Consider the following 26347-nt stretch of genomic DNA (forward strand, 5'->3'; position numbering starts at 1 on the left):
TTACCTTTATGCCTCGCCGGTAAGTATCTTCCCGGCCTGCTCTTCGCCAAGGGCGGGTACCGCCCTGAAGTACGCGTCCGATCTTTCAAGCGCTGTCATCAATTGCGGCAGCGCGATCAGCGGCAACGGCAGGATGATATAGGCCGTAAAACTCGGATAAACCGGAACCGGCGGCGGTATGTTCCCGACCACGACCGCGAAGCGATACGGCGAGGCCGGATCCGCCTGAAAAACGCCGCCGGAACCCACCGCGCCCCCTCCCTTTAGCAGCGTCCACTGGAGCCCTAACTTCTCGGCGTCCTCCGGCGGGATAGGCCCCTCACCCAGGTCCATGAGCAACTGCACGCGATCCTCCGCCAGCGGCTGGAGCTTGATCGTCGCGTTGACGGTCTTGTGAATGACCAAGACCCACGCCGAGTCGGTTCGGGCTGCGGCATCCTTGACTTGAACCTCTTCCACACTGAAATGGACATCGGGATTGGCCGGACCGGCGACAAACGTATGGTCGCCGCCCTCGATCGCGCTGGGCCTTATCGATGCCCCTGAGCTGCCGACCACCGACCAGGTCAAGGGGCCGTCACTCAGGCTCCCGGCCGCCATTTCGCGCGCCTGCTCACTTCCGGCAGAGCTCGTCCCGCAAACCTGAATCATCGGATTGACCAGAATCTCACGCACCAGCACCGTCACCAGCGCAGAGTTGGAGTAGCCATCTTTGTATGCGGTGACCCTGACTCTCATGAAAAAGCCTTCGATCTGGTCTTTGACAGGCGCGGTGTACTTGCCAGAGGGATCGATGGAGCCTGGCGCGCCGGTATAGCCGGGAATGTTGTCCACTCGCCACGAAACACCCGGTACCGGCGGTTCGGTATGAAACTGTACCTGCCCGCCCGGCCCGGTCCGGGGTTCCAGCGGCGAGATGGCGAACTCGGTCAGGCCGGGTGCGAGTTCGCCGAGCATGGCCAGATCGCCGGGATCTTGCGAGCGGGTGAAGTGCACGATGTTGGAGCCACGAAACAACAGGCTGTTGAGACGGAACACGTCGATTTCGTCGACCACCGAGGCGAACTGGTTGAGCGGTATATCGAGTTCGTCGGCGAGCCAGCTTTCGAGACGCTCTGCGATTTCGTGGAAGTTTCCGGTAACCTCGGGGCGCGAGGCGAACGTGCCGGGAGCGACTTTATATTGCTTGACGCTGTCCTGCGCCACGGCCTCCAGCCTTAGTTCTCCGGTATTGCCGACAGACTGGAATTTGTACGCTTGCTCCACCCGCCAGGACAGATTCAACGTGCCATCGACCGTGTTGCTGCCGCTAGGGGTGATCGCGCATGGCGCCTCGATGCTCGTGGTCCAGCGAAGTCGGAGCAGTTCCTGAGCACGGTCAATCTCCAGCGTCAGGGCCGAGCCGATGGGCAATGTGAAGGAATGAAGATTCACCGAGCTGTAGTTCGGGAGCGTTGCAGTGAGCCCGCCGCTCTGACGTGTTCCTCGGGTGACCACGATACTCTCGGCGAACCCCTCCGCCGGCCCTGTAATCGTCTGTTCGAGCGGAGTGCCCCCTGCGAGCTTGACCAGACCCTGGCTCAGGATACGTTTCACCAGAAAGCGCTGCCCCATCAGAATCGTGGCCGAATAGTCGCCTGCGGGAATCAGGAAGTGCATGTCCTTGTCCTGCGCCGGGATCGACCCGTTGGCCTCGCCGTTCATGGTGACGAACAGAAGCACCGCTCCCTCGCCGAAGTTTGCCGCGCGCGCCGTCTTGGCTCCCACCTCAGCGTGGGTTCTGATCACGAAATACGTAGGTTGCAGAAACTGCCCGGCCTGGCTTCCGATTTCGTTGAGCACGAATTCACGTATTTCGGGTTCGAAGCTGCTCAGCTTCCCCTTCATGAACTGGCCGCCCTTCGTACGCTGGTTGAGCGTGGGAGCGAAATACAGCAAGGGGTTGTTCCCTGTCCCCAGGTCCAGCTTCACCGCACCGGCGGAATCCACTGACCCTTCGGCGATCAACAGGTCGATATCGACCGTGTATTTCGGCCCTTGTAACGCGTTGTAGCTCGATACGCGGGTAACCGCAGGTGCGGAACCCGGTTCCTGGCGGATACTTACCTGAGACCCACCCATGATGGTCATCGTCAATTTGGCCCTGGAAGCAGTAATGACCGAATTTTCGAAAGACAAGCGAGGTGCGTCGATCAAGTAGTCATACACCCATTCCACCTCATTCTCGGTGGTCGGCACCTGCCCCTCGATAGGCGGCAGGTAACTCTCGGTGCTAAATTTTTCGATATATTCCTGTAGCAACACGACATTGGTCTTGCTGCGGTCGTAGGCAATGATTGCGTTCCATCCTAGCGTCCTGGGTGTCTCGCGCAGCCAGTCGAGCAGGTTGTCTATTGAAGGCCTCATGATTCAATCTCCGTTTGAAATGACCTTGACACACAATCAGGGGACTAGCTGAACTCCCGAATTGCGAAGAAATGGCATGCGCGTTTCGCCGCCATCGAAACTGACAGCTGCCATCACGGTGATGTACTGGTTGGACTTCAAACTTGCCAGAAACGCTCGGGGCACTCTGGCTATCACTTTCCCGGCGGCGGCTTCGTGCTGAGTGACCGGCAACGCATCCCTGACCACCTCACGTACGGGTGCGCCAGTCGGATCGACACCCGTCAGCTCCAGGCTGACCTGCTGCCCTTGGGACATGAAAGGCCAGCTGTCGAGCCGCAGCGGCTCCCCGTCGGCGGGCACCGTCTGCAACGAAAGGCGAGTGCCGCTGCCCAGCCGATCCCACTGAACGACGGGATAACGGGCTTGATCAAGTGGCACGATCCGCAAACCGAACGGGGTGGAGAAGCGCGCCTTGCCCACCGCCGGGACGAGCTGAAACACTACATCGAAGCGTTTGCTGTCTTGCACGCCCATGTTGGCGGGCACGGCGCTGGCCGGAATGAAGAAACGCCGCGGGTCCTGTTCGTGGACGGGACTGGTAGCGACGTGCTGCCCTCCGGCTGGATGCCCAAGCCAATGCACGATCAGCCTGTCCCCGGCTGCCAGGGGTACGGTATCGGGCACCCGTACGAAGACCCCGTCGAGGGCGTGCTGGGCCAATAGATAGCCCAGGTACTGGCCGGATTCAGCCAGGGCGCGCTCTACGATCGGCGGAGGCAAAGGCTCGGCTTTGCGTATCTCCAGCGCCAGCGGCTCGCTGCTTTGACCCTCGCCAGGGCGAGCGAACTGGTAGAAAAGCGTTACTGCGCCGCCATCATTGGCAACCAGCCACCCAGGCGCGATGTGAAAATCGACCCACCCGTCCTCGACGTGGAAACGCTCGATTATTTTCGAGTCGACAAAGCTGCCGGAAGTGCCTGTGCCGTCGCCGTACAGCACCACGTAATCATCTGTTTGCATCCCTGGGTAGGCCGGATGCCGCAACACAATGCCTTGCGGAAAGTCGGCCGGGTCAAGCGGTTCACCCACTACGTGCCCCAACACGCTCGGCGGGAGCAGTCGCTCCCTGGTGGGCGCTTCGATTCTGAAAGTCTGGATCGGTGACTCCGGCTGGACGCGTCTGTGGCCGGATAACAGGGAGTACAGGATCTCGGCATGACTGTCCTCGATTATCTGTACTTCCGCGCGCGGCACATACACCTGCAGTGGCCGGCCTACCTGCTCGGCACTGACCGTCAAAGCCCGTTGCCACAGTATCGGCTGTTCATCGAAAAACCCCCGCCAGGTGAACTCGACCTGGTCATTCTCGGCCATTGCGGCATAGGCCGGAATGACCGCAAGCGCACCCTGCGCGGGCACAACCTCGGGGTCAAGGGCCAGATCATGGGATTGCTTGAACTGCACCACCGGCAGTTCGTTCGCTTGTAAAGATGCGGTCGTACTGCTGACCACGGGGTAGGACCTGTTCATGGTTCGGTGTCATCCTGATCAAGGCTGATGCTGGATCGCTTTTGCCGGATTTTTACGCCGCCACGATGCCGTCGACCAGCTAGCGCAATCGCTAGGTTGTAAGACCGGCCGGGAGTTCCTACCTTTCAACCACTGCTCATGAGGCGTGCGTTGCGAGCACAGCAATTACACCTGACGATTGGCGACCCGCGGGTGGCCAACGTCATACGGCACAAGGAGGTGCCCGTCATGAAAACCGGAATCAGAAAAGCAGGTCTGACAGCGCTGGCCACACTCTGCATGACGTATATCCACGCGCATGCTGATCAGCAGCCCATCAAGCCCCGCGCCCAGGCCAAGGTCATCAACGACTTGTCTCTGTCGAACAATCAAGAGGAAAGCGACCACAGATTCACGTGTGGCGACGAGGGAAACGGCACCTCTGGCTATGTAATCGTGGGCAGAAAGCACAGCGGGGACGAAAACGGAGATACAAATTACAGATGCGGGAAGGTCGATCAATTCGGCGTGCTGGGCCCGCTGGTGGATTCCGAACAGCACTCGAATAACCCTGAAGATGGAGTCTCTTTCATCTGTCCCGAAAACAAGATGTTGACTGGAAGAATTCACGAAGGTGACGAGAACGACCCGGAACATTTTACCTGCTCCAGCCTCAAGGACAGCTGGGGCAACATCATGCAGGTGGTTCCGCAGCCAAACTGGAGCAAGAACTTCGATGAGGACAGCCACGATTTTACGTGCGATGAAAACACCGTGATGATTGGCAAGTATCACAAGGGGGACGAAAACGGTGATACCTCATATCTGTGCGGAACGCTTTGGTAGTGTCTTGCGCCCGAAGCGCATCGTGATCGATGCCCCGTTTTTCACGACCGCAGGCGTCGCTTTGCCTGTAAGGAGTCTCCTTCATGAATGCTCACACTGCCGCTTCAACAACTGCGACCGGCTCGCTGGTTATTCTCGACAAGGATAATGCCAAATACTCGGTGGCCGGCCCGCCCTCCGGTTCCGGCGTCTACCGGGAATGGACGCTCACAGATCCCAATCCGCCGTGCCCGAATAACGTCGCACGCCAGATTCAGCTTGGAGAATTTGCTTCCGCAACGCGGATATTCCTTTGTGACAGCGACTGGTATACGCATAGCGAAGATCAGAGATTCTGGATGGAGTTCATGACGACCCGCAAGTTGACTGCTACGCGCCTGATCGAACTTGAGGAAGCCTATGGCTACCAGGTCGGGCAAATTATCGCGCCAGGACTGTTACTGGTCGGCAAATGGCGCCACGGTACAGACAATATCCGTGACGCGCTGTCGTACATACGGATTACGGCGCCTACCAGCCCACCCTGACAATACGGCGTCAAATGGATGTTAAACAAGCCAGCTCGTCACAGGGAGAGTTCGAGCGATGACCACTTCCAGCAAAGTTCACTCAAATGCATTCAACTTCATGGGCCATCTACAGCATGCCGTGGATCCCCGTACCGGCCAGTACACGGTCTCGGTCGATCTGCCCGAACTCAAGACCAACCGCCTGTGCGGACCGGCCGTGCCCTTGCAGCTGCAGTTCAACCCGCTGAACGTCGGCGATTCGGGGTTCGGCCTGGGCTGGAATCTCAACCTGTCGCAATACACCCCCGGCGACCAAATGCTGGCCCTGAGCACCGGCGAGACCTTCAAGGTCACCGGCAGCGGCACGCAACCTGTGATCAAGGAAAAGAAACTCGACAGTTTCCACTTCTACGATCAGGGCAACGGCAGCTACCGGGTGGTCCACAAATCCGGACTGGTGGAAATCCTGTGCACCGGCGGCAGCGCCGATCAGCGGGTCGCGTTGCCGGAGCGGATCCTCGCCCCTTCCGGGCACTCGGTTGACCTGACCTACCGCGCGTTTCGCGGTGGCCAGATGCTGGAAACGATCAGCGACGCCTACGGCACCCTGCTGCGCATCGAGCGCGATTCCGGTGACAGCTTCGTGCGCTTTCATCTGCACCCCGACAGCGGGCCGGGCGGTGGACCGCTGGCCACCTTCGAAATGCAGCTGGACGGCGACGGCCGGGTCAGGGTGGTCGTCCTGCCCACCGAAGAACGCGCATCCTGGCGTTTCGATTACGAGGAAAAATTCGGCGTGCTGTGCCTGATCGAGGTACAGACCCCGGTGGGAGGGCGCGAAACCATCGAATATCTGGACGGCGGTCACCGCTACCCCGGCGTGGCCCGCGATCCGCTGCCTCGCGTCACCCGGCATCGGGTATTCCCGGGCTTCGAGCAACCCATGGTCGAGGTTACCTACACCTACACCGACCACAACTTCCTCGGCAACGGCGCGCCCATTGGCTGGGACGACGACGGTCTGGACAACCTCTACAAGGCGCCAGCGGGTTACGAATATGGTTCATTGGCGACCCTCAATGCGGGCGGCCAGTCCGTCCGCTCCGTCAACCGTACCTTCAACCGCTTTCACTTGCAGACCGAGGAAATCACTACCCAGGGCGACTGCGTGCAGCAGGTCAGCACCCGCTACCATGACAGGGACGTCTCGTTCGACGACCAGCCACCGCAGTTTCAGTTGCCCAGTACCGTGACCACCCAATGGCGCCTGACCAGCGATCCGACCCGGCTGCGGTCCGTGCAGGAGAGCACGACCTTCGACGAACTCGGCAACATGACCGAAAGGGTTACAGCCGATGGTCAGCGGGAAATCTATACCTGGTACAGCAAAGATGGCGAAGACGGCTGCCCCCCTGACCCTCATGGTTTCGTGCGCTGGCAGAAGCAGAAAATTTCCTGCCCCACCCCCGATGCCCGCGGGCAAGCTCCGACGCTGTACACCGGCTACCGATACAGGTCGTTGCCCGCGCTGGACATTACCGGCAGCGAAGACTGGCTGGTGATAGACGAAGAATCCCACGCCGACAGCGCGGACCCGGCGGCTACGCCACTGCGTGTCATCAATACCACGTACGAGAACCGGCCGGCCGATTCCTGGCTGCATGGCCGGCTGGCCAGCGTCACTGAAAAGTTTGGCAGTTACAGCGAGACCACCCGGCACACCTACAGCCAGGTGAACAGCCGCCTGGCCGGCGAAGAAGTCTGCCGGATCGTCGAAACCCTTACCGGTTTCGACGGCTGCCAGAAGGTCATGAGCAGCGAGCAGTCCATGATTACCGCCGATATGCGGGTGAGCGAGGACATCAACGGGGTAATGATCAAGCGGGATTATGACGCGCTGGGCCGGCTGGTCCGCGAGACGGTTGCGCCGGGCAGCGAGTATGAAGCGACCCGCAGTTACACCTACCGTCTGACCTCCTTGCACGGGCAACAAGCCACCCAGGAAGTCGTTGATGTCAGCGGTGTCACTACCCGCACCTTGCTGGACGGAATGCGCCGGGTAATTGGCGAAGAACGACTCGAAAAAGATAGTGCGACGTGGCGCAGGACTTATACGGCGGATTACAGCGCTGAAGGTCTGCTCGCGCAAGCCACCGAGTACGACTGGCTCCAGGACCGGGAGCTGGCACTCTCCACGCATTACGAGTACGACGATTGGGGGCAGGAATACAAAGTCACGGGCCCTGACGGTGTCAGCAGCTTCACCGAGATATCCCCTTTCGGACGCCGTGGCCGCGTTCAAAGGGTCTGGCAAGAGCGCGCTCCCGATCCTCACGTCAACCCCGGCACGAAGAGCGGCGTAAGCATCACCGAGTTCAACGCCTTCGAAAAGCCGGACTCTGTGATCCGGCAAGACAACACGGGACTGGAGGTGGGTTCATTCCACTTCGCCTACGACGGCCGGGGACATTGCGTTGAACAGGAGCAGCGCCTGAGTGATCTGAGCCGGGTCACGGGCTATGAATACGACATCTGGGAACGCATGACCGACACCACTCTGCCCGACCAGACTGTCATCAGTCGTGCTTTCGCCGAGCACAGCGCCACTGAGCTGCCCATCAGCATAACGGTCGTCCCGGACAACCAGTCACGGGCGCCCATGGTGCTTGGCCACCAGTCGTTCGACAGCCTGGGGCGGCTGACCGAACTCAAGGTCGGACCCCGTATCGAGCAGTACCACTATCAAGGTGACGCGCTGCAGGTCAGTCAGCGCGTCACACCCTCGAAAAAGCTCTTTGACTACACCTATACGCTGGAGCTGACCGAGCAGCCGCGATCCATCACGCCCGCCGGCGACCTGACCCGCAAAGTGGAGTACACCTACGACAGCCAGACGGCCTTGATCACCGGCACTGGAAAGACGGTTGATGAACAGGATATCCGGTACCGGTATGACAGTTTTGGCTATTTACGCCATGAAGCCCGCACCGACGCGGGTAAACGGCGCGAAACCGACTACCTGAATTCGTTGCGCGGCCGTCCCCTGACGGAAACCACCACAGACGGTTTCGAGACGCTCTACGAGTACGATACTTTCGGCCGCGTCGCCAGCGTCACTCAAGGGAAACTGAACACGACATCGCACTACGACGACTGGGGCAGGCTGAGCTGGAGAGAGGCGCGCCACGGCGAGACCGGGGCCAGTCTGCTCACCGCCATCGAATACGACTCGCTGGACCGGGAGCTCAAGCGCACCTTGACCCTGACCGGGCAGCCTCAGCGGGTCATTACCCAGACCTGGTACGACGATGACCAGTTGCACACCCGGGATCTGTCAGTGGGTGGAACAAGCCTGTGCAAGGAAACCTTTTCCTATGATCTGCGCGGTCGTCTGGACCATTACAGTTGCGAAGGTACGCAATTGCCAACCGATGCCAAAGGCAACCGGCTGACCGAGCAGGTGTTCGTGTTCGATCCCCTGGACAACGTCGAAACCTGTCTCAGCCGGTACGAGGACGGTAGCCGGGACCTGGCTCGCTTCAGCTATGCCAGCGACGACCCTTGCCAGCTGGTGAAGGTCACCCATACCCACGCCAGTTATCCCGCGGCCCTCGACTTCAGTTACGACGCTGACGGCCATATGCTCAACGACGAACAAGGCAACCGTCTGACCTATAACGACCAGGGTCGTCTGGTAGAGGTCAGAAAGTCCGCCAACGACGAGCATGTCATGACGTGTCGCTATGACGGGCACGATAACCTGCTGGCGGTGCGTAACGGCAACGCAAACGAAAGCTTGCGCTTCTATCAGGGTTACAAGCTCAGCCGAACGGTGCAGGACCAAGTGCTGACGCAATGTCTGCATATCGGCGACACACCCGTCGGGCAGCAGCAACCGGCCGACCCTGGGCAGGATCTGCTGCTGTTGACGGATGCCGGTGGCAGCGTCATCGGGGAACATCGTAGTGACGGCTCACTGCATGACCGCTGCTACAGCCCTTACGGCGAGCAGACGGACGATTCGTTGCTCAGCCTGCTGGCCTTCAATGGCGAACACCGCGAAGACTTGGGCTGGTACCTCCTGGGCCGCGGTTACCGCGCCTACAATCCCACGCTGATGCGCTTCCACAGCCCGGACTCGCTCAGTCCGTTCGGGGCCGGGGGCGTCAACCCGTACATGTACTGCAACGGCAACCCCATCAGTTTCCGAGACCCGACCGGGCATCGCAGCGGCGGCCGTGATCGCCCAGGCGGGGATCTGCCGGATTATCAAGACCCTCCCGAACAGCCGAAGGAAAGTGGTGGCTGGATGAAGTGGCTGGGGGTGGGACTGGCGGTTGTGACATTGATCGGCACCGCGGCACTGGTGCCCTGGACCGGCGGCCTTTCCCTGGGGCTGGCTGCGGGTGTGGTCGGGGTGGGGCTACAGGTTGCGGGCGTCGGCCTTCAGGTGGCAGGCGTCCTCCAGAACGACTCCACGCTCATGACAATCGGTATCGCCGCTGGCGCCATAGGCGCTCTCTTGACAGGGCTGGGGCCGAAGGCCACAGGGAAGTTTCAAGCGTGGCGGGCCGGCAGGGCTGCGAAAGTGACAGGATCTGGTAACGCCCTGGCTGGCCAGCGGTCAGTCGGGACTTCCCCAGCGGGAAGCCCCCGAGGTTCCGTTACGAGCGGGGGTACCCCGGCGCAGCCCGCGTTGCCTCAAGTTAGCGAGGCCTCCTCGATCAGGAGCCCATCAATCGATTATTCGAGGACAACCACGCCCCGGGGGAGTATTGCCGGCTCTGCTGGAAACGGGGAGAGCCGCCGTGCCAGCCTGTCGTCGAATACGGGCGCTCAGACTGTTGAAGCGCCGGCAGCGCCACCGCCACCGCCACCGCCACTGCCACTGCCAGCCGCCAATGGACTTCCATTTACACCTGGTTCCTATCAGAAAGAGCCAGACGGAACATGGACGAAAGTTGGCCACGGAGCAGGCTGGCTGCAAGCCTGACCAGGATTCTCCAGAGAAATTTTCCTCAACGGGCGGTGGCACCACCGCCCGCACTCTTGCGCCATTGACTGGCATCCCTCCTTCTCACGAATCCCGACTGATGCTTGCCGACCTTATGAACGGGCCGTTCGCAAAAGGCAGATCTGCCTGACAGCCGGAAGTATGCGACGGTTCGCGGCCGAGTAGCACTCAGTCTGGTCATGAAGCGCCATCCGCGCCAGAGCCGCTCCAGTGGCGGACCACCGGAACGGCTCTGATGCGGGATGTCACGTGTTTATTGCGGCGAACCCGTAAAAGGTACGCCAATCGGGCAGGTGCCGTCGGGGGTACCGTCGTTGAGCGCTACTCTTCCAGTGGTGACCGGGGAATGGATAAGCTGTCCGTCGATGACTGCGGAATACCGGGTCAGGACTTTACCCAGGACGATAGGCAGCAACTTGTCCTCATACGGCTCGATCAGGATCGTCGCCCCGCCAGCGGCCTCACCGGTTTGCAATGTATGCACCAGCGAGGACTCGGTACCAACCACAGGAATATCGGCAAGAGTGAACCCTTGGGAGACGACAGTGATTTCGTCTCCGTCCTTGAGCCAGGTGCTGTTGCCCGGAATGAAGACCGGCAATGCCCCGGTGACAGGATCGATGGATCCGCAGTTGATCCATCCTGTTGCGGTATCAGTCGTGGGGAAACTAGGTTCAAGCAGGTCGATCGTTACGATATCCACATCCACGAGTGTGTCTTCAGACTGCTGGAAGTTGACATCGTCCTTGCCACGAATGGTATAGCGCATTGGAAACGCGGGGTCGTTGCCCCCCGCCAGCAATTGCTCCCAGGTGATATCAAAGTCGATCTGGTCCCCTTCCGACTGTCCATTGACGGTAAAGGTGTCCACGACCACGTCGCGCCAGCACAGGGAAATGACTTCCTCGTTCTCCGGTGACGCGTGAAGCAGCACGGATGCCGTTGCGGGCTGGCCTTTGTCAGCGACGGTCAGTTTGTCGGTATTTCCGGTGGAGCTGGTCAAATGGACCCGCGGCAAGTCCGGATTGACAGGATCTGGATCGGGATCAGGCGGACCTACCAGGGACAGGTCGACCTCGACATCCAAGTGCAGTGGCCCGGCTTCAGGAAAGGCCAGAGGTCCGCGCCAGACCTGGTAGGCGACCCGTACCGTCTGCGCGTCGGCGGGACCCGCATAATCGTATTCAGCTTCAAGCGCCGACCACGGCACCTGGATCCTGAGCGGGAACTGCGGAGCGGGACCTGGTTTTAATTCCGCAAGGGGGGGCGTTCCCCATAACGCTTTTACAGTGACCTTGTCCGGCCCTGTAAATGCCGGAATTTCGACCATTACAGGTTCCAGGGCATCCAGGCGACTGATCGGCGCGAGGGGAACCTCCGGCGGTTTGAGATCTTCAGGCATGACCCCGAGTTGTACATCGACGCTGGCAGGTTCCGAGATATCACTGTAATTACCTGCCTTGTCCCGTAGCCAATACAGGATGTAGTTATGACCATCCAGCCGGTCCTGGATTGCGCTACCGGGGATATGGATCTTCAGATCGGCCGGCACATCAACAGGCCCCACGACAGGGGCGACCGCATCGATGTCCTCAGGTATCTCCAATCCAAAGTACACAATCACCTGGTCTCCACGCGCCTTGTCCGGGTAGTCGGGCAGCGTACAGACCAGCTCGTTTCCATTGTCTGCCAGGTGCTGATCGGTAACGACCTCGACGGGGATCTGGATGGCGGCCGGTGTGGCAGGTTGACCAGGATTGAAATAGGGGGGCTGGCTGTCGATGATGAGCGGAGCAGTGTTGGACATCGTGGGGGTGCCCGTGAACAGCGTCAGTCGATACTCCACGATGTAGTGGCCATGAGCAGGAATCTTGTCTTGCGGCACGGCAATGACCGACGGAAATGTCCCCTCATCCAGCGGCAAGGGATACTGTTGGACCCCTGTATATACCGTGGTATCGTCCGGGTTTTTCAGAAACAAAGTGATCGTGTCTGCGTCTCCCGGACTGTAACCGTCCTCGATCCAGTCCCAGAGCGGGATGCCCACCCGCAGATCGGCCTGCAATTTGTCCACCGGCAGTAAGCCGTCGTAATCGGGGATCGCGTCGGTGATGATAGGTGGGTCCAGCAAATTCTGCTGGTCGCGACGCGCTTTCCCGCGTCTGATCTGCTCCAGGCGATACTCTCGCCTGACCTGGGCATCCTGCTGCATTTTGTCCGAACTCATTTCAAGTCTCCTTCCGTGGGGAGTTGTCTTGCGAGGACCGGAAGGGGTCAGGAGAACGCGCTCGATGGCGGGTTGCCCGACCGCTTCCAGACCGGGCAAGTTAACCAAGCTTTTACTCTCTGGGACACTGGCATAGTCGCTAGGGCACGGTCGCCTCCTCCAATGGACGTTACAAAGAAGGGAAGCTTGCGCTTCCCTTTTTTCACAGCCACCCTCATTTACCAGCTGTAACGCAGACCCACGTTGGCCCCCCAGGGTTGTTCAAGCTTGTCTCCATTGCTGTACTCGAAATCGGCATGCAGCTGGATGCGGTCAGACATAGACACCGCGATACCCGCGCCCAGCTCCGCACGCGATCCGGACAGGTCATTGTCAAACACGTTGTTATTGACTTGTACCTCGTTGTTCTTGGCGAACTCATGCACGTAAGCGGCACGTACATAAGGTTGTGCCACCTTGCCTTCGTCGAGCTCGAAGTTGCGCCCCGCCGTTGCGCCGAGTTTGCCCAATAGCGAGCGGGTGCGGTCGCCTTCGGCCTGCATACCATTGTCCAGCGTGTAATCCTTGCCCTGAATGACCACCGCCGACCACTGCGTATAGGGCTCGAGGAAATAATCGTTGTCCAGCTTGATATGCTTGCCGAACTCCAGGGAGGCCCCCACGGCACTGTTGTCATAATTGCCCTTGGACTCTGAGCCGTCGCTCAACCTGACGTCGGCTTCATTGCGGAAACGGTTGAACTTGAGCACGCCGTCGAAATAGTAGCCGCTGTCCCGATCCAGCCAGGTCGTGTAGGCACCCAGGTAGTAGCTGTTCACGTTACCGGAGGTGCCGCGATCAAGGTCCAGGTCGGACTTGCTATAACCCCCCAGCAGGCCCACCAGCCATTGCCCGTCCCCCATTGGCAGCGGCGCGTCGGCACCGAATGACAGGCCCTGCTGGGTTTGCTGATAGCCGACTCCGGAGGCGGACTTGGCATCGAATTTGTTGCCGTAGGTGCGGATCCAGCCGCCCGGTTGCGCGCCGTTGATGCGCAGCTCGCCCATGCGAGAACGCAAGGTCGACAGCTCTCCGTACCAGACCGTGGGCGCAGTGTTGAACAGGGCAAGTACCGCGCTGGTCCCCGGGGTGACTTTACCGGTGTTGACCAGATACCAGTCGTTGCCGCTCTGGCTGAGCTCATAGGTATAAGTGCCCATGTCCACTGGCCCGTTGAGCAGGGAAAACTGCGCGTCTCCCGCCGCGGTGTGCACAACGTGCAAGGACGAATCCGCCACCGGGTCCGCGCCGGTGGCCCCTACCAGCAGCGAATGCCTGCCCGTCGCGGTGCTGGTCACATCCAGGAAATCGACCTGGCCCTGGGAAAAATCGGCGTCCATGATGAAGGTGCCGTTGCCCGACAGGTTTTCCACCGAAAGCCGGTAGAAGGCGTCAGAAGTACCCATCCTGATCGCGCCGCCATCCATCGTCAGGCTGGCGACCGAAGAGTCCTCGACCATCACCCAGCGTGCTTCGCTATTGACCGCCAGACTGCTGACGTTTTCGAGACGGCCTGTTAGGACGGAGCCATTGGCGAGCACGACGTTGGCGGTGCTGCCCGCCTCTGCCGTCACATCGCCGGTCATGCTCGCCTGATCGAAATTGAAGGAGGCCTTGCCGCCATTTCGAACCAGGAGGTTGCCGTTCAAATCGCTGTTGCCCACGTTCAGATCGATATTGGCGTTATCGACCTCCACCATCACGCCGTCTGCGCCCGTCAAGGTCGTACCATTGAGCAGGTTGATCACCGAAGGCTGGGCGCTGCTGCCCAACCCCCTGACCCGGATCGCCGCGCCCGTCTGACCCGACACGCTGCTGCCATCGAGGGTCAATGAGTGTCCCTGCGGAGCGGACCCGGCCGATCTCAGGAACACACCGTTCTGAACGCCTGATATGTGGCTGCCGGTCGCGCTGATCGTGCCCCCGAATGCCTCCAGACCGATTGCGCCCGTGCCCGTGCCGCTCACCGAGCTGTTGATGATCTTCAGTACGTTGTGCTCGGCCATGAAGACACCGCGGCCAGAACCCGAAATGGTACTGCCCGTCACCGTCACATCATTACCACGGGTCGGATCGCCGTTTTGCAGGAACAATGTCAAGCCTCTTTGCGCCCCGCCGACGGTACTCCCGGTCAGATTCACGGTAGATCCATCGACGACCAGCACCGCATCCTGCACACCGGTTCCATCGACGGCGGTGCCGTTGAGATTCACTGTGGAGCGCGCCGCGCCGATGAAGCCGGTTTTGGCATTATTGGCGTTAAGCGTTGCGTTGTTCCGAACGTCCCAGTTAGCGAGATAGATAGTGGGACCTATGGTGAGTTCCCGGTTATCGACTATCTCGGTGTAGTCAGCGGAGAAGGCATATACAGGTACGACTGTTAACAAAGGGGCGATGCAAACACGCTGTAAAGAGCGAACGAGCGGGGTCAGCTTGAATGGGTTGTAGGGGTTCATTATCCGTTCTACCAGGTTCAGGAAATTCGCAGCCAGTTCGGCCCGGCTCATCAGAGGGGTGCCAGAGACTAGCAATCTATGACCGGTCTATCTGTAGGAAACGTCCCATGGAATTGTAGTACCCGCCCGACAACGACAAGATGCATGGCACTGCTGCAACTAAACAGTTGGCAGCTAAAAGTCATCGCACCCTTTCGAACCGGTATAAAACCAAGTTATTCCTGATAGTTAATGCGAACGGATATAAATGGCACGTCCGCCGCGCACATATGCGTACCTATACCGGGCCGCCTCTATGAGACACCGCTGCCAAGGCATTAGAATCTGCGGTTTTGAATCCCGACCGACGCACAAATGCCTACCTGCTCGCTCTACCCGCTTTCTTATTCAGTCAACCCGGCGGACGCTTTTGCCAAAGTCCGGCATGCGCCCGGCGCAATCCTGCTGGACAGCGGGCGCCCGCTCGCAGAGCGCGGCCGGTTCGACATTATCAGCGCCTGGCCGGTGCAGCAGTGGCTGGCGGGCACCGGTGAAACGGGCGCCGAGTATTTGCAGCAGTTACGCGCCGGTCTGGCACGGCTGGGCAAGGCACAATTACCCCAGGGCAGTGAGTTGCCTTTCGCCGGCGGTGTGCTGGGCTACCTGTCTTACGATTTCGGACGTCGGCTGGAACGGCAGCCAGATAATGCCGTCGACGATCTGCACCTGCCCGACGCCTGCATCGGTCTCTATACATGGGCGGTCGTAACCGACCACGAGACCCGCACGACCCAGCTCGTCTGCCACCCTTCGCTGGAGGCTGGCGAGGCCCGGCGTCTGCGCGAGCTGTTCGCTCAGCCCGCAGACCAGAATCCAGCCGGGTTTCAGCTGACGTCAGCGTTCCAGGCCCACATTTCTCGCGACGACTACCGCGTGGCTTTCGAGCGCATTCAGGCCTACATCCAGGCCGGCGACTGCTACCAGGTCAACTTCGCCCAGCGCTTTCAGGCCGAATGTGACGGCGATCCGTGGGCCGCGTACTGCGCATTGCGCGAGGCCTGTCCGACGCCTTTCTCCGGCTATGTGTCATTGCCGGATGGCGGCGCGATCCTGAGCCTGTCGCCGGAGCGCTTCATCAGCGTCAACCAGGGCCAGGTCGAGACCCGCCCGATCAAGGGAACCCGGCCTCGGGGTCGCGATGCCGAGGAAGATGCCGCTTATGGGCGGGAGCTGCTTGCCAGCCCCAAGGACCGCGCCGAAAACCTGATGATCGTGGATCTACTGCGCAACGACCTGGGTCGCAGCTGCAAGGTCGGCTCAGTGAAGGTTCCCGAGCTGTTCAGCCTGGAAAGCTATCCCAACGTGCATCATCTGGTCAGCAGCGTGACCGGCGAACTGGCGCAGGGCCGGGATGCGCTGGACCTGATCGCCGGCAGCTTTCCCGGCGGTTCGATCACTGGCGCGCCCAAGATACGCGCCATGCAGATCATCGACGAGCTGGAACCCAGGCGACGGGGTTTGTATTGCGGTTCGTTGATGTATATGGACGTGCGCGGCTACATGGACAGTTCCATCGCCATCCGCAGCCTGCTTGTAAAGGACGGCACGGTGTCCTGCTGGGGCGGCGGAGGCATCGTAGCCGACTCGGAATGCGAGGCGGAGTATCAGGAAACCTTCACCAAGGTGCGGGTCTTGATGCAGACGCTGGAAGACCTCTGACGCAGTCTGCCAGACAGCCCGCGCTGTCCGGCTCTGCTGCCGCGTTGCGGCAGATCGCGAGCAAGCTCGCTCCCACAAGGTCCGTGTTCGTCATTCGGCTGTAGGAGCGGATTCATCCGCGATCTGTCGCAAGGCGACAGCAACCTGTATCGCGCCAGCATCGCCAGTATCGCCAGCAAGCTGGCTCCTACAGGTCTTGGTGGATTTTGTTACCATGGCCGCCATATCGAGCGCCGAAGCGCCACTTCTGTAAATTAGGAAACCGCCTGATGAGCCAACCTTTCGACGTCGCCGAACTGGCCGCGACGTACGCCAGCAAGTCTGCCCAGGACATTCTGAAACTGGCCTTCGAACACTTCGGTGACGACCTGTGGATTTCGTTCAGCGGCGCCGAAGACGTGGTACTGCTGGACATGGCCTGGAAGCTAAACAAGAACGTCAAAGTGTTCAGCCTGGACACCGGTCGCCTGCACCCGGAAACTTACCGGTTCATCGAGCAGGTTCGCGATCATTACAAGATCGACATCGACATCATGACGCCCGACCTGCGCCTGCTCGAACCCATGGTCAAGGAAAAGGGCCTGTTCAGCTTTTACCGTGACGGCCACGGCGAATGCTGCGGCATCCGCAAGATCGAACCGCTGCGCCGCAAGCTGTCCGGCGTCAAGGCCTGGGCGACCGGCCAGCGCCGCGACCAGAGCCCCGGCACCCGTAGCCAGGTGGCGGTTGTGGAGATCGACAGCGCGTTCTCGACCCCGGAGAACACCCTGTACAAGTTCAACCCGCTGGCGCAGATGACCAGCGAAGAAGTCTGGGGCTATATCCGCATGCTCGAGCTGCCTTACAACAGTCTGCATGAGCGCGGCTTCATCAGCATCGGCTGCGAGCCCTGCACCCGCCCGGTGCTGCCAAACCAGCACGAACGTGAAGGTCGCTGGTGGTGGGAAGAGTCAACGCAGAAGGAATGTGGTCTGCATGCCGGCAATCTGATTGCCCGGCAATCCTGAGGCAAGTCCTGGAATTGTGAGCCGAGCCTCCTGGCCTCGGCTCACAACCATGGGTCTCTCAATGCACGGGTAGCTTCACATCCCTGAACAGCTCTTCGAGCTCCTGTCGATTGTGGCAATGAATCGCCTTGGCCATGACGTCACGGGTCAGGTGCGGGGCGAATTTCTCGATGAAGTCGCACATGAAGCCGCGCAGGAATGTCCCGCGACGGAAAGCAATTTTGGTGATACTGGATTCGAACAGTTCGCTGGCATCCAGCACCACCAGATCACTGTCAAGTTCCTCGTCCACCGCCATCCTGGCGACGATACCCACCCCCAGATTCAACCGCACGTAGGTCTTGATCACGTCCGCGTCGGCAGCGGTGAACACGACCTTGGGCACCAGGCCCCGATGGCTGAAGGCTTCATCGAGCTTGGAACGGCCGGTGAACCCGAATACGTAGGTCACGATCGGGTATTCGGCCAGCAGTTCCAAGGTCAGCTTGGGCACCTTGGTCAGGGGATGGCCCTGAGGCACCACGACACAACGGTTCCAGCGGTAGCACGGCATCATGACCAGGTCACTGAACTGCTCCAGCGCCTCGGTGGCGATGGCGAAGTCCACGGTCCCGTCAGCCGCCATCTCGGCGATCTGCATAGGCGAGCCCTGGTGCATGTGCAACGCGACGTCCGGATACTGCCTGATGAAGTTGCTGATCACCGGCGGCAATGCGTAGCGCGCCTGTGTATGGGTGGTTGCGATCGATAACGTGCCCTTTTTCTCGTTGGAGAATTCCTGGGCGATTTGCTTGATGCTCTCGACCTTGCGCAATATCTCACCAGCCGTGGTGATGATGCGCTCGCCTGCCGGCGTGACCCGGGTCAGGTGCTTGCCACTGCGGGCAAAAACTTCGACCCCCAGCTCGTCCTCGAGCAAGCGGATCTGCTTGCTGATGCCGGGCTGAGAGGTGTAGAGGCTTTGTGCCGTCGCGGAAACGTTGAGGTCGTGGTGCGCCACTTCCCAAATGTAGCGCAATTGTTGGAGCTTCATATGTATCCCTCAAAGCAGATAAACCCTAGGGGCATCAGCGACGGTATATAACCGGATAAATGGTGCACTGAATCGCGCTAGAACTTTTTATCACCTTTGAGAGATGATTACACGCTCCATTTCAAGAAACACCATCCTGAAAGCCGTCGCCCTACCCTCGCCCTCTGTTCTGCATCATGGGCACCATGTAGACCGGTACATCGGAAAGCTGCAAGACCCTGGCGGCCGTACGACCCATCGACGCGCCTTCTTTCACCTGGCGGGTATGACTGCCCACCACCAGCAAATCCACAGCCAGTTCCCTGGCCTGTTCAAGAATCACACTGGAAGGTTCTCCCTGAACGACTCGCACTGTGCGAATGAAAGACAGATCCTTGTTGCCTTCACCCAGTTCTTCACGAAACCCGTCCAGCATCCGTTGCTCGATTGCATCCATGAAAGCACCTACGCCACTGCTGTGAAGGTCGTGCCAGGCATCCTCTCCCAGATAGCTCTGCAGCACCGATTCGGCGAACAGACCCATGGGTTCAACGACGTGAATGACATAGAGTTCGGCACTGAAGGTTCGAGCCAGCGCCAGCGCGTGTTGCGTTACGAATGGCGCGTACAGACCCAGGTCTGTGGCATACAGCATCGAACGAATCATACGACCCTCCCGGACTGCCTGAATGGCGGAGATTGATTGAGCTTAGCAGTGCGCTCAAATACGGGACGCGGGAGAACTTGCGCTCCGTCTCATTCAGCGACGATCGCGGGGCCCATGCGACATTCGGCTCACGGCAGCTCGTCCGGCGTCCGCTGGAACGCATCCCGCAGCGCCTGGTCGAGGGCGTCACGCTGAAGCGAGGCGCGCAAGGCACCATGGAAAGCTCCGTTCTGTACCGCGAACAGCGCCGGCAGATGAAAGACTTCGTAACGCTGCACCGCACCGCCGTTCTCTTCGGCGTCCACCCAGCACAGCCGGTCCACCGGCAGGTCGAGGTCCGGCAGACGCTCCCTGGCCCAGCGGCAGGCAGCGCATCCGGCACTGGTGAAAATCACCAGCGAAGCGCCGGGCAGGTCGAGCAGCTGGTGGTCGATGTCGAAGTCGGTGAGTTGCAACTGGTCCACGGCGGCGTCCTCGATGATGGCTGTGTACTATCCCCGCCCGGCTTGCCCGTTGCAAATCCACCCGAGGCCGCCGACGCTTCCCGGGCTTTGGGCAACGCTGCGGCACCTTTGCCCATTGTCGAAACACCGGGTAACGCGCTAAGGTTCGGCTCCCCGCTGTGCACAAACCTGCCGGGCTGCACATGCAAGATGACTGTGGCGGCCCGCGCCCGCGACCTGACGAGAACCCGATGGCTGATTTACCGATTGACGACCTTAACGTCGCTTCCAACGAGACATTGATCACCCCCGATCAGCTCAAGCGCGAGATTCCGCTGACCGACGCGGCGTTGCATACGGTCAGCCAGGGCCGTGAAGTGATCCGCAATATTCTGGACGGCAAGGACCATCGCCTGTTCATCGTGATCGGCCCTTGCTCGATCCACGACCTCAAGGCTGCCAAGGAATATGCCGAACGCCTCAAGGCGCTGGCCGCCGAGCTGTCCGACACGCTGTATCTGGTGATGCGTGTGTACTTTGAAAAGCCGCGCACCACGGTCGGCTGGAAAGGCCTGATCAACGACCCGTATCTGGACGACTCCTTCAAGATTCAGGACGGCCTGCACATTGGTCGTCAATTGCTGCTGGATCTGGCCGAAATGGGCCTGCCGACCGCCACCGAGGCGCTGGACCCGATTTCTCCGCAGTACTTGCAGGACCTGATCAGCTGGTCGGCGATCGGCGCGCGCACCACCGAATCCCAGACCCACCGGGAAATGGCGTCGGGCCTGTCCTCGGCGGTCGGTTTCAAGAACGGGACCGATGGCGGCCTGACCGTTGCGATCAACGCCTTGCAGTCGGTGTCCAGCCCGCATCGTTTCCTGGGCATCAACCAGGAAGGTGGCGTCTCGATCGTGACCACCAAAGGCAATGCCTATGGCCACGTGGTACTGCGCGGCGGCAGCGGCAAGCCCAACTACGATTCGGTGAGCGTCGCACTGTGCGAGCAGGCGCTGAACAAGGCCGGTATCCAGCCCAACATCATGGTCGATTGCAGCCACGCCAACTCCAACAAGGACCCGGCCCTGCAGCCGCTGGTGATGGAAAACGTCGCCAACCAGATTCTGGAAGGCAACCAGTCGATCATCGGGCTGATGGTCGAAAGCCACCTGAACTGGGGCTGCCAGGCGATTCCCAAGGATCTCTCCGAACTCAAGTACGGCGTATCCATCACCGATGCCTGCATCGACTGGGAAAGCACCGAAACCACCTTGCGCAGCATGCATGCCAAGCTCAAGGACGTTTTGCCGCGACGCAAGCGCGGTTGAAGCACCCCTGAAACGAAAACGCCGGGCATTTGCCCGGCGTTTTTTTATCGCAGCGATCAGATCTTGGCCGCCTGGCGCTGATGGCGCTCCATATAGCGTTCGACGTAGGAACACGAAGGAATGACGGTGTAGCCCATGCTTTCGGCATAGTCCAGGGCGCGCTTGGTCAGCGCCGCCGCGATACCCCGGCCACGAAGCGAGTCGGGCACGAAGGTCCGATAGAAATCCAGGGTCTGCTTACCCAGGTCCATATAAGTCAGGTAAGCACGGTGGCCGTCGATGTTGACTTCGAACTGATGGCCGGTCTGATCATGGTGGATGGACAACGCCTCGCTCATCATTACTCCTCGCGGGTCTTGGAATTGGACCCCTACCTTACCGATCTTTTTCCGGCGAAGGAACATCTACGCCACCCTGTGCCTGACTGGACACCGAGAAGAGCATGGCTGATCTCCAATGAAGAGCACCCTTAGATAGTAGGCGTCATTACGCAATATGCTCAAGCGGCACCAGGGACAAATGACATGACCGGACATCCGATTGCAATCGGGTTGAACCTGAGGCGGGCAAATGTTGTCGATTGTGACGCCTGTAAAGAGTGGAGGTCACTGCAGTTTTCAGGATGTGCCGGCCTGTCGCGCAGCGTTCGCGACGGTGGGCAGCAGATCGGATCCGGGCGGCCGGCATGGATGGCAATCGCCCGTACTGCAAGGGCTTGCAACCCGGGGCAGCTTGTGATGGACGCCAGTGTCTGGCGCCGGATGGGGGCTGTCGCGGCAAGGTGGATAGTTTTTAAGCAGACTGCATGAGAAGTAACGCGGAACTCTTTCATCCCAAAGAAAATTGTTCTCTTCTTGCGCTCGGTCCGTTTACTTACTACAAACAATGGGTACTATGTACGCCGGTCACTTTCTCACTCTCGAGAGGTGACTAACATGAAGAATAAGTCCTTGAAGGGGAACACGATGAACAACGTTCTGAAATTCTCTGCTCTGGCTCTGGCCGCAGTTCTGGCCACCGGTTGCAGCAGCGTCTCCAAAGAAACCGAAGCTCGTCTGACTGCTACCGAAGATGCAGCAGCTCGCTCGCAGGCTCGCGCCGATGAAGCCTATCGCAAGGCTGATGAAGCTCTGGCTGCCGCGCAGAAAGCTCAGCAAACTGCTGACGAAGCCAACGAGCGCGCTCTGCGCATGTTGGACAAGGCTAGCCGCAAGTAATCCCCTTGGGGTTGAGAAAGCCGATCCGCTCCAGCGGGTCGGCTTTTTTTTGCGCCGAGGTTTCCATCGCCCTGTCAAAAACGGAGAGGCTCCCCGTGCTCATCATCAGACCCCGTGCCGAGGATGTGGCCGGCCAGTCCATCCTTCGCCCCCTGCCCTCGGCGCGCTGCCGCAGCGTCGGTCCGTTCGTGTTCTTCGACCATATGCTGGAGACGACCTACTCGCCCGGCCGGGGCATGGACATTCGCCAGCATCCCCATATCGGACTCTCGACGCTGACTTATCTGTTCGAAGGGGAGCTACAGCACAAGGACAGTCTGGGCAGCGACCAGCGGGTCCTGGCAGGGGACGTCAGCTGGATGACCGCTGGCCGCGCCATTGCGCATGTGGAGCGCACGCCCGAAGAATCGAAGGCCATCGGTTCGCGGCTGCACGGTTTGCAGGTCTGGCTGGCGTCGCCCAAGGAACATGAGCAAGGCGATGGTCGTTACAGCCATCACCCTGCGCAGACACTTCCGGTTCAGGAGGCCATGGGCATTTCCATCCGCCTGATTGCGGGGTGCGGTTTCGAGATGACTTCGCCGGTGCCGGTGCTTTCTCCTACCCTTTATGCAGAGCTGAGGATGCAGACGGCCACCACGCTGTCGATTCCCGCTGAGCACGAAGAACGGGCGCTGTATGTGATCGACGGCGAGGCATCGCTGGAAGGTGAGCCGCTGGAGCCCAGAGCACTGGGGGTACTTGAGCCCGGCCGGACGGTGAACCTGTGCGCCGAAAGCGAGTGTCACGCCGTGCTGATCGGCGGCGCGCCGCTGGACGGACCGCGGCGGATGAACTGGAATTTCGTGGCCAGCGATCCTGAGCTCATCGTTCAGGCCCGCGCCCGCTGGGCAGCGGGAGACTGGCCCAGCGTGCCCGGAGAAGTGGGACGGATAGAGTTGCCGTGACTACCTGATCGCCAGCAAGCTGGCTCCTACAGACGGTGTAGGAGCCAGCTTGCTGGCGATTGGCTTTATGCAAACACCTCACCCAACAGATCATGCATCGATTTGAACGCTCGTTTAGCGACGCGCGGATCGTACATGGCCGTGCCAGGAACATTGGCATGCGGGTCGGTGAACGAATGCACCGCACCGCCGTAGCTGTGCAGCTGCCAGTCGACGCCCGCCGCGTTCATCTCTTGCTCGAAAGCCGGAAGCTGCTCCCTGGGTACCAACGGGTCGGAGGCGCCATGCAGCACCAGTACCGAACCCTTGATGTTGTTCGCGTCCGCGGGATTCGGGGTATCCAGGGTGCCATGAAAGGAAATCGCCGCTTTCAGTTCGGCACCACTGCGCGCCAGCTCCAGCGAACAGCAACCGCCGAAGCAGAAACCGAAGGTCGCGATCCGGCTGGCATCCAGAGACGCCCCCGCCTGACTCAGCAACTGGTCGAGCGCCGCTGTCATGCGCTTGCGTAGCAACGCCCGGTCGTTCTTGAGGGGCATCATGGCCGCCCCGGCTTCGTCGCTGTTGGCCGGACGCACCGCCTGACCGTACAGATCGGCCAGCAGCACGACATAGCCCTGCTCGGCCACGCTTCGAGCAATCTGCTCCGCGCCTTCACCCACGCCCATCCAGTTGGGCGCCATCAACAGACCCGGACGTGGAGCCGGCGCGTTGGTGTCGTATACCAGACGACTTTCATAGGGTTCGCCATCGATCTGGTGAACCACGGAACGGACGGTAATGGTGCTCATCGCTGACTCCTGGTCATTGCAAGAAAACGGGACATACAAAACGAGAAAACCCGCCGAAGCGGGTTTTCCTTCATTCGGTCATCAAACCGACAATTCCACCAACAGCTTGTTCAGACGACGGACATAAGCGGCCGGGTCCTTGAGGCTGTCGCCGGCAGCCAGCGCTGCCTGGTCGAACAGGATGTGCGACAGGTCGCCGAAGCGCTCCTCGCTCTGTTCCGCGTCCAGCTTGCCGATCAGCGGGTGGGACGGGTTGAACTCGAAGATTGGCTTGGATTCAGGCACCTTCTGACCGCTGGCTTCCAGAATCTGACGCATCTGCAAGCCAAGGTCCTGCTCGCCAATCGCCAGAATTGCCGGAGAATCGGTCAGGCGATGAGACACGCGCACTTCGCTGACGGACTCGCCCAACGCAGTCTTGAGACGCTCGATCAGGCCTTCCTTGTCCTTGGCGATTTCTTCCTGGGCCTTCTTGTCTTCCTCGGAATCCAGCTTGCCCAGGTCCAGGTCGCCACGGGCCACGTCGACGAAGCCCTTGCCGTCGAAATCGGTCATGTAGCTCATCAGCCACTCGTCGATACGATCGGTCAGCAGCAGCACCTCGATGCCCTTCTTGCGGAAGACTTCCAGGTGCGGACTGTTCTTGACCTGTGCCCAGGATTCGCCGGTCAGGTAATAGATCTTGTCCTGACCTTCCTTGGCGCGCGACAGGTAGTCAGCCAGCGATACGCTCTGCTCGCCGCTGTCATCGGAGGTCGAGGCGAAACGCAGCAGACCGGCGATCTTTTCCTTGTTGGCGAAATCTTCCGCCGGACCTTCCTTGAGGACCTGACCGAACTTCTTCCAGAAGCCCTTGTATTGCTCGGGTTCGTTCTTGGCGAGCTTCTCCAGCATGTCCAGCACGCGCTTGGTGAGCGCCGACTTCATCGAATCGATGATCGGGTCTTTCTGCAAGATTTCACGGGACACGTTCAACGACAGGTCGTTGGAGTCCACCACACCCTTGATGAAGCGCATGTACAGCGGCAGGAAGGACTCGGCCTGATCCATCACGAACACGCGCTGCACGTACAGCTTGAGACCGCGTGGCGCTTCGCGCTGATAGAGGTCGAACGGCGCGCGGGCCGGAACATACAGCAGTGAGGTGTATTCCAGCTTGCCTTCGACCTTGTTGTGGCTCCAGCTCAGCGGGTTCTCGAAGTCGTGAGCAACGTGCTTGTAGAACTCCTGATACTCCTCGTCCTTCACTTCGGTGCGAGGACGGGTCCACAAGGCGCTGGCGCGGTTGACGGTTTCCCATTCCTGAACAGGCTGTTCTTCGCCTTCGGCAGCCGGAGCCTGCTCTTTGGGCAGCTCGATCGGCAGCGCGATGTGGTCGGAATATTTCTTGATGATGTTGCGCAGACGGTAGCCGTCGGCGAACTCTTCCTCGCCACTCTTGAGATGCAGCACGATGCGGGTGCCGCGCTCAGCCTTGTCGAGCGTCGCGACTTCGAATTCGCCCTCGCCCATCGACGACCAGTGCACGCCCTCGCTGGCCGGCAACCCGGCGCGGCGGCTGAACACTTCGACCTGTTTGGCAACGATGAACGCGGAGTAGAAGCCCACACCGAACTGACCGATCAGGTGCGAATCCTTCTTCTGGTCACCGGACAGGTTTTTCATGAAGTCGGCGGTGCCGGATTTGGCGATGGTACCCAGATGGGTGACCACATCGTCACGGCTCATGCCGATGCCGTTGTCTTCGAGGGTGACGGTGTTGGCGTCCTTGTCGAAGCTGACACGAATTTTCAGCTCGGCGCCGCCTTCCAGCAATTCCGGTTTGGACAGGGCTTCGAAGCGCAGTTTGTCGACCGCGTCGGACGCGTTCGAGATCAATTCACGAAGGAAAATTTCCTTGTTGGAATACAGCGAATGGATCATGAGGTGCAGCAGCTGCTTTACCTCGGTCTGGAAGCCCAGGGTTTCCTTTTGAGTTTCCACACTCATGGTCATCAAACTCCGTTCTGGATGGCAGAAGCCGCCATGGCCGGCATTGGACCGATGGCAGCGGGTAGTCATCAAGTTGGGGACGCCTCCCGAGATTTCAAGAGCGACCGGACCCATTGTCGCTCGCGGTGCGAGCAGCACCGGGCACGACAGGTCGCCGAGCACGCCGGGTTTGTTTCAGAAAGGAATCAATCGCATCTGATTATTGGTGTCGCCCCGGACTCCCCGGGCCGGATATAACAGAACAAAGATGGTACGAA

Annotated in this window: 18 protein-coding genes; 8 read left to right on the plus strand and 10 right to left on the minus strand. The window is 60.0% G+C overall.

Features of this window, described 5'->3' with window-relative positions; translation table 11 throughout:
• Positions 1 to 6: 6 nt before the first annotated feature.
• Together TRP66_RS04610 and TRP66_RS04615 are read right to left on the minus strand one after the other, a co-directional pair.
• On the minus strand, positions 7 to 2406 hold the full coding sequence (locus TRP66_RS04610) for a hypothetical protein (RefSeq protein ID WP_333400182.1): 2400 nt from the start codon (positions 2404 to 2406) through the stop codon (positions 7 to 9).
• Between the two features lie 36 nt (positions 2407 to 2442).
• Positions 2443 to 3918: a hypothetical protein gene (locus tag TRP66_RS04615; protein WP_333400183.1), complete on the minus strand. Its 1476-nt coding sequence runs from the start codon at positions 3916 to 3918 to the stop codon at positions 2443 to 2445.
• Positions 3919 to 4146: 228 nt separating this feature from the next.
• On the opposite strand from TRP66_RS04615, the gene TRP66_RS04620 reads away from it, so the two are divergent.
• From TRP66_RS04620 to TRP66_RS04630, 3 genes are all read left to right on the plus strand, one after another.
• The gene (locus TRP66_RS04620; protein ID WP_333400184.1) at positions 4147 to 4743 is read left to right on the plus strand and encodes a hypothetical protein; all 597 of its coding nucleotides are present in this window, start codon (positions 4147 to 4149) and stop codon (positions 4741 to 4743) included.
• A gap of 83 nt (positions 4744 to 4826) precedes the next feature.
• Positions 4827 to 5270, plus strand: coding sequence for a hypothetical protein (locus TRP66_RS04625; RefSeq protein WP_333400185.1), 444 nt, complete (start codon positions 4827 to 4829; stop codon positions 5268 to 5270).
• A 58-nt stretch (positions 5271 to 5328) separates the two neighbouring features.
• Positions 5329 to 10245, plus strand: coding sequence for an RHS repeat-associated core domain-containing protein (locus TRP66_RS04630; protein ID WP_333400186.1), 4917 nt, complete (start codon positions 5329 to 5331; stop codon positions 10243 to 10245).
• A 274-nt stretch (positions 10246 to 10519) separates the two neighbouring features.
• Here the strand turns inward: TRP66_RS04630 and TRP66_RS04635 are convergent, their stop codons facing one another.
• Both TRP66_RS04635 and TRP66_RS04640 read right to left on the minus strand, forming a co-directional pair.
• Positions 10520 to 12493: a hypothetical protein gene (locus TRP66_RS04635; RefSeq protein ID WP_333400187.1), complete on the minus strand. Its 1974-nt coding sequence runs from the start codon at positions 12491 to 12493 to the stop codon at positions 10520 to 10522.
• A 218-nt stretch (positions 12494 to 12711) separates the two neighbouring features.
• Positions 12712 to 14988 (minus strand): autotransporter outer membrane beta-barrel domain-containing protein, encoded by a 2277-nt coding sequence (locus tag TRP66_RS04640; RefSeq protein WP_333400334.1) that lies wholly within the window; start codon positions 14986 to 14988, stop codon positions 12712 to 12714.
• A 354-nt stretch (positions 14989 to 15342) separates the two neighbouring features.
• Between TRP66_RS04640 and pabB the strand changes: the two genes are divergently transcribed.
• A complete protein-coding gene (gene pabB, locus TRP66_RS04645) occupies positions 15343 to 16686 on the plus strand; it encodes an aminodeoxychorismate synthase component I (RefSeq protein WP_333400188.1) in 1344 nt (447 codons plus the stop codon).
• Between the two features lie 269 nt (positions 16687 to 16955).
• Positions 16956 to 17693: a phosphoadenylyl-sulfate reductase gene (locus TRP66_RS04650; protein ID WP_333400189.1), complete on the plus strand. Its 738-nt coding sequence runs from the start codon at positions 16956 to 16958 to the stop codon at positions 17691 to 17693.
• A 58-nt stretch (positions 17694 to 17751) separates the two neighbouring features.
• On the opposite strand, the gene cysB is transcribed toward TRP66_RS04650, so the two are convergent.
• The 3 genes from cysB to TRP66_RS04665 all read right to left on the minus strand — a co-directional run bounded on the left by cysB (position 17752) and on the right by TRP66_RS04665 (position 19836).
• Entirely contained in the window at positions 17752 to 18726 is a 975-nt protein-coding gene (gene cysB / locus TRP66_RS04655; protein WP_333400190.1) for an HTH-type transcriptional regulator CysB, read from the minus strand.
• Between the two features lie 151 nt (positions 18727 to 18877).
• A complete protein-coding gene (locus tag TRP66_RS04660; protein ID WP_333400191.1) occupies positions 18878 to 19372 on the minus strand; it encodes a universal stress protein in 495 nt (164 codons plus the stop codon).
• A 128-nt stretch (positions 19373 to 19500) separates the two neighbouring features.
• The gene (locus tag TRP66_RS04665; protein WP_333400192.1) at positions 19501 to 19836 is read right to left on the minus strand and encodes a thioredoxin family protein; all 336 of its coding nucleotides are present in this window, start codon (positions 19834 to 19836) and stop codon (positions 19501 to 19503) included.
• A 230-nt stretch (positions 19837 to 20066) separates the two neighbouring features.
• On the opposite strand from TRP66_RS04665, the gene TRP66_RS04670 reads away from it, so the two are divergent.
• Entirely contained in the window at positions 20067 to 21143 is a 1077-nt protein-coding gene (locus tag TRP66_RS04670) for a 3-deoxy-7-phosphoheptulonate synthase (RefSeq protein ID WP_333400193.1), read from the plus strand.
• A 56-nt stretch (positions 21144 to 21199) separates the two neighbouring features.
• Here TRP66_RS04670 and TRP66_RS04675 read toward each other — a convergent pair whose 3' ends face one another.
• Positions 21200 to 21481 (minus strand): GNAT family N-acetyltransferase, encoded by a 282-nt coding sequence (locus tag TRP66_RS04675; RefSeq protein ID WP_333400194.1) that lies wholly within the window; start codon positions 21479 to 21481, stop codon positions 21200 to 21202.
• Between the two features lie 627 nt (positions 21482 to 22108).
• Here TRP66_RS04675 and oprI point away from each other — a divergent pair.
• Both oprI and TRP66_RS04685 read left to right on the plus strand, forming a co-directional pair.
• A complete protein-coding gene (gene oprI / locus TRP66_RS04680; protein ID WP_002553018.1) occupies positions 22109 to 22360 on the plus strand; it encodes an outer membrane lipoprotei OprI in 252 nt (83 codons plus the stop codon).
• Positions 22361 to 22455: 95 nt separating this feature from the next.
• Positions 22456 to 23307 carry a pirin family protein gene (locus TRP66_RS04685; protein ID WP_333400195.1) on the plus strand — a complete coding sequence of 284 codons (852 nt, stop codon included), beginning with the start codon at positions 22456 to 22458 and terminating at the stop codon, positions 23305 to 23307.
• A 65-nt stretch (positions 23308 to 23372) separates the two neighbouring features.
• Here TRP66_RS04685 and TRP66_RS04690 read toward each other — a convergent pair whose 3' ends face one another.
• A complete protein-coding gene (locus TRP66_RS04690) occupies positions 23373 to 24098 on the minus strand; it encodes a dienelactone hydrolase family protein (protein WP_333400196.1) in 726 nt (241 codons plus the stop codon).
• Positions 24099 to 24179: 81 nt separating this feature from the next.
• Positions 24180 to 26087 carry a molecular chaperone HtpG gene (gene htpG, locus TRP66_RS04695; protein WP_333400197.1) on the minus strand — a complete coding sequence of 636 codons (1908 nt, stop codon included), beginning with the start codon at positions 26085 to 26087 and terminating at the stop codon, positions 24180 to 24182.
• Between the last annotated feature and the right edge of the window lie 260 nt (positions 26088 to 26347).

Origin of the sequence: Pseudomonas sp. JDS28PS106, from assembly GCF_036706555.1 — a bacterium.
Classification (GTDB): Bacteria; Pseudomonadota; Gammaproteobacteria; order Pseudomonadales; family Pseudomonadaceae; genus Aquipseudomonas.

Bases quoted from the DNA above. Each gene is read 5' to 3' on its own strand.
- TRP66_RS04635 (WP_333400187.1), bottom strand. From the start codon at position 12,493: ATGAGTTCGGACAAAATGCAGCAGGATGCCCAGGTCAGGCGAGAGTAT.
- TRP66_RS04640 (WP_333400334.1), bottom strand. From the start codon at position 14,988: ATGAACCCCTACAACCCATTCAAGCTGACCCCGCTCGTTCGCTCTTTA.
- pabB (WP_333400188.1), top strand. From the start codon at position 15,343: ATGCCTACCTGCTCGCTCTACCCGCTTTCTTATTCAGTCAACCCGGCG.
- TRP66_RS04620 (WP_333400184.1), top strand. From the start codon at position 4,147: ATGAAAACCGGAATCAGAAAAGCAGGTCTGACAGCGCTGGCCACACTC.
- oprI (WP_002553018.1), top strand. From the start codon at position 22,109: ATGAACAACGTTCTGAAATTCTCTGCTCTGGCTCTGGCCGCAGTTCTG.
- TRP66_RS04660 (WP_333400191.1), bottom strand. From the start codon at position 19,372: ATGATTCGTTCGATGCTGTATGCCACAGACCTGGGTCTGTACGCGCCA.
- TRP66_RS04625 (WP_333400185.1), top strand. From the start codon at position 4,827: ATGAATGCTCACACTGCCGCTTCAACAACTGCGACCGGCTCGCTGGTT.
- htpG (WP_333400197.1), bottom strand. From the start codon at position 26,087: ATGAGTGTGGAAACTCAAAAGGAAACCCTGGGCTTCCAGACCGAGGTA.
- TRP66_RS04610 (WP_333400182.1), bottom strand. From the start codon at position 2,406: ATGAGGCCTTCAATAGACAACCTGCTCGACTGGCTGCGCGAGACACCC.
- cysB (WP_333400190.1), bottom strand. From the start codon at position 18,726: ATGAAGCTCCAACAATTGCGCTACATTTGGGAAGTGGCGCACCACGAC.
- TRP66_RS04615 (WP_333400183.1), bottom strand. From the start codon at position 3,918: ATGAACAGGTCCTACCCCGTGGTCAGCAGTACGACCGCATCTTTACAA.
- TRP66_RS04670 (WP_333400193.1), top strand. From the start codon at position 20,067: ATGGCTGATTTACCGATTGACGACCTTAACGTCGCTTCCAACGAGACA.
- TRP66_RS04690 (WP_333400196.1), bottom strand. From the start codon at position 24,098: ATGAGCACCATTACCGTCCGTTCCGTGGTTCACCAGATCGATGGCGAA.
- TRP66_RS04675 (WP_333400194.1), bottom strand. From the start codon at position 21,481: ATGAGCGAGGCGTTGTCCATCCACCATGATCAGACCGGCCATCAGTTC.
- TRP66_RS04630 (WP_333400186.1), top strand. From the start codon at position 5,329: ATGACCACTTCCAGCAAAGTTCACTCAAATGCATTCAACTTCATGGGC.
- TRP66_RS04650 (WP_333400189.1), top strand. From the start codon at position 16,956: ATGAGCCAACCTTTCGACGTCGCCGAACTGGCCGCGACGTACGCCAGC.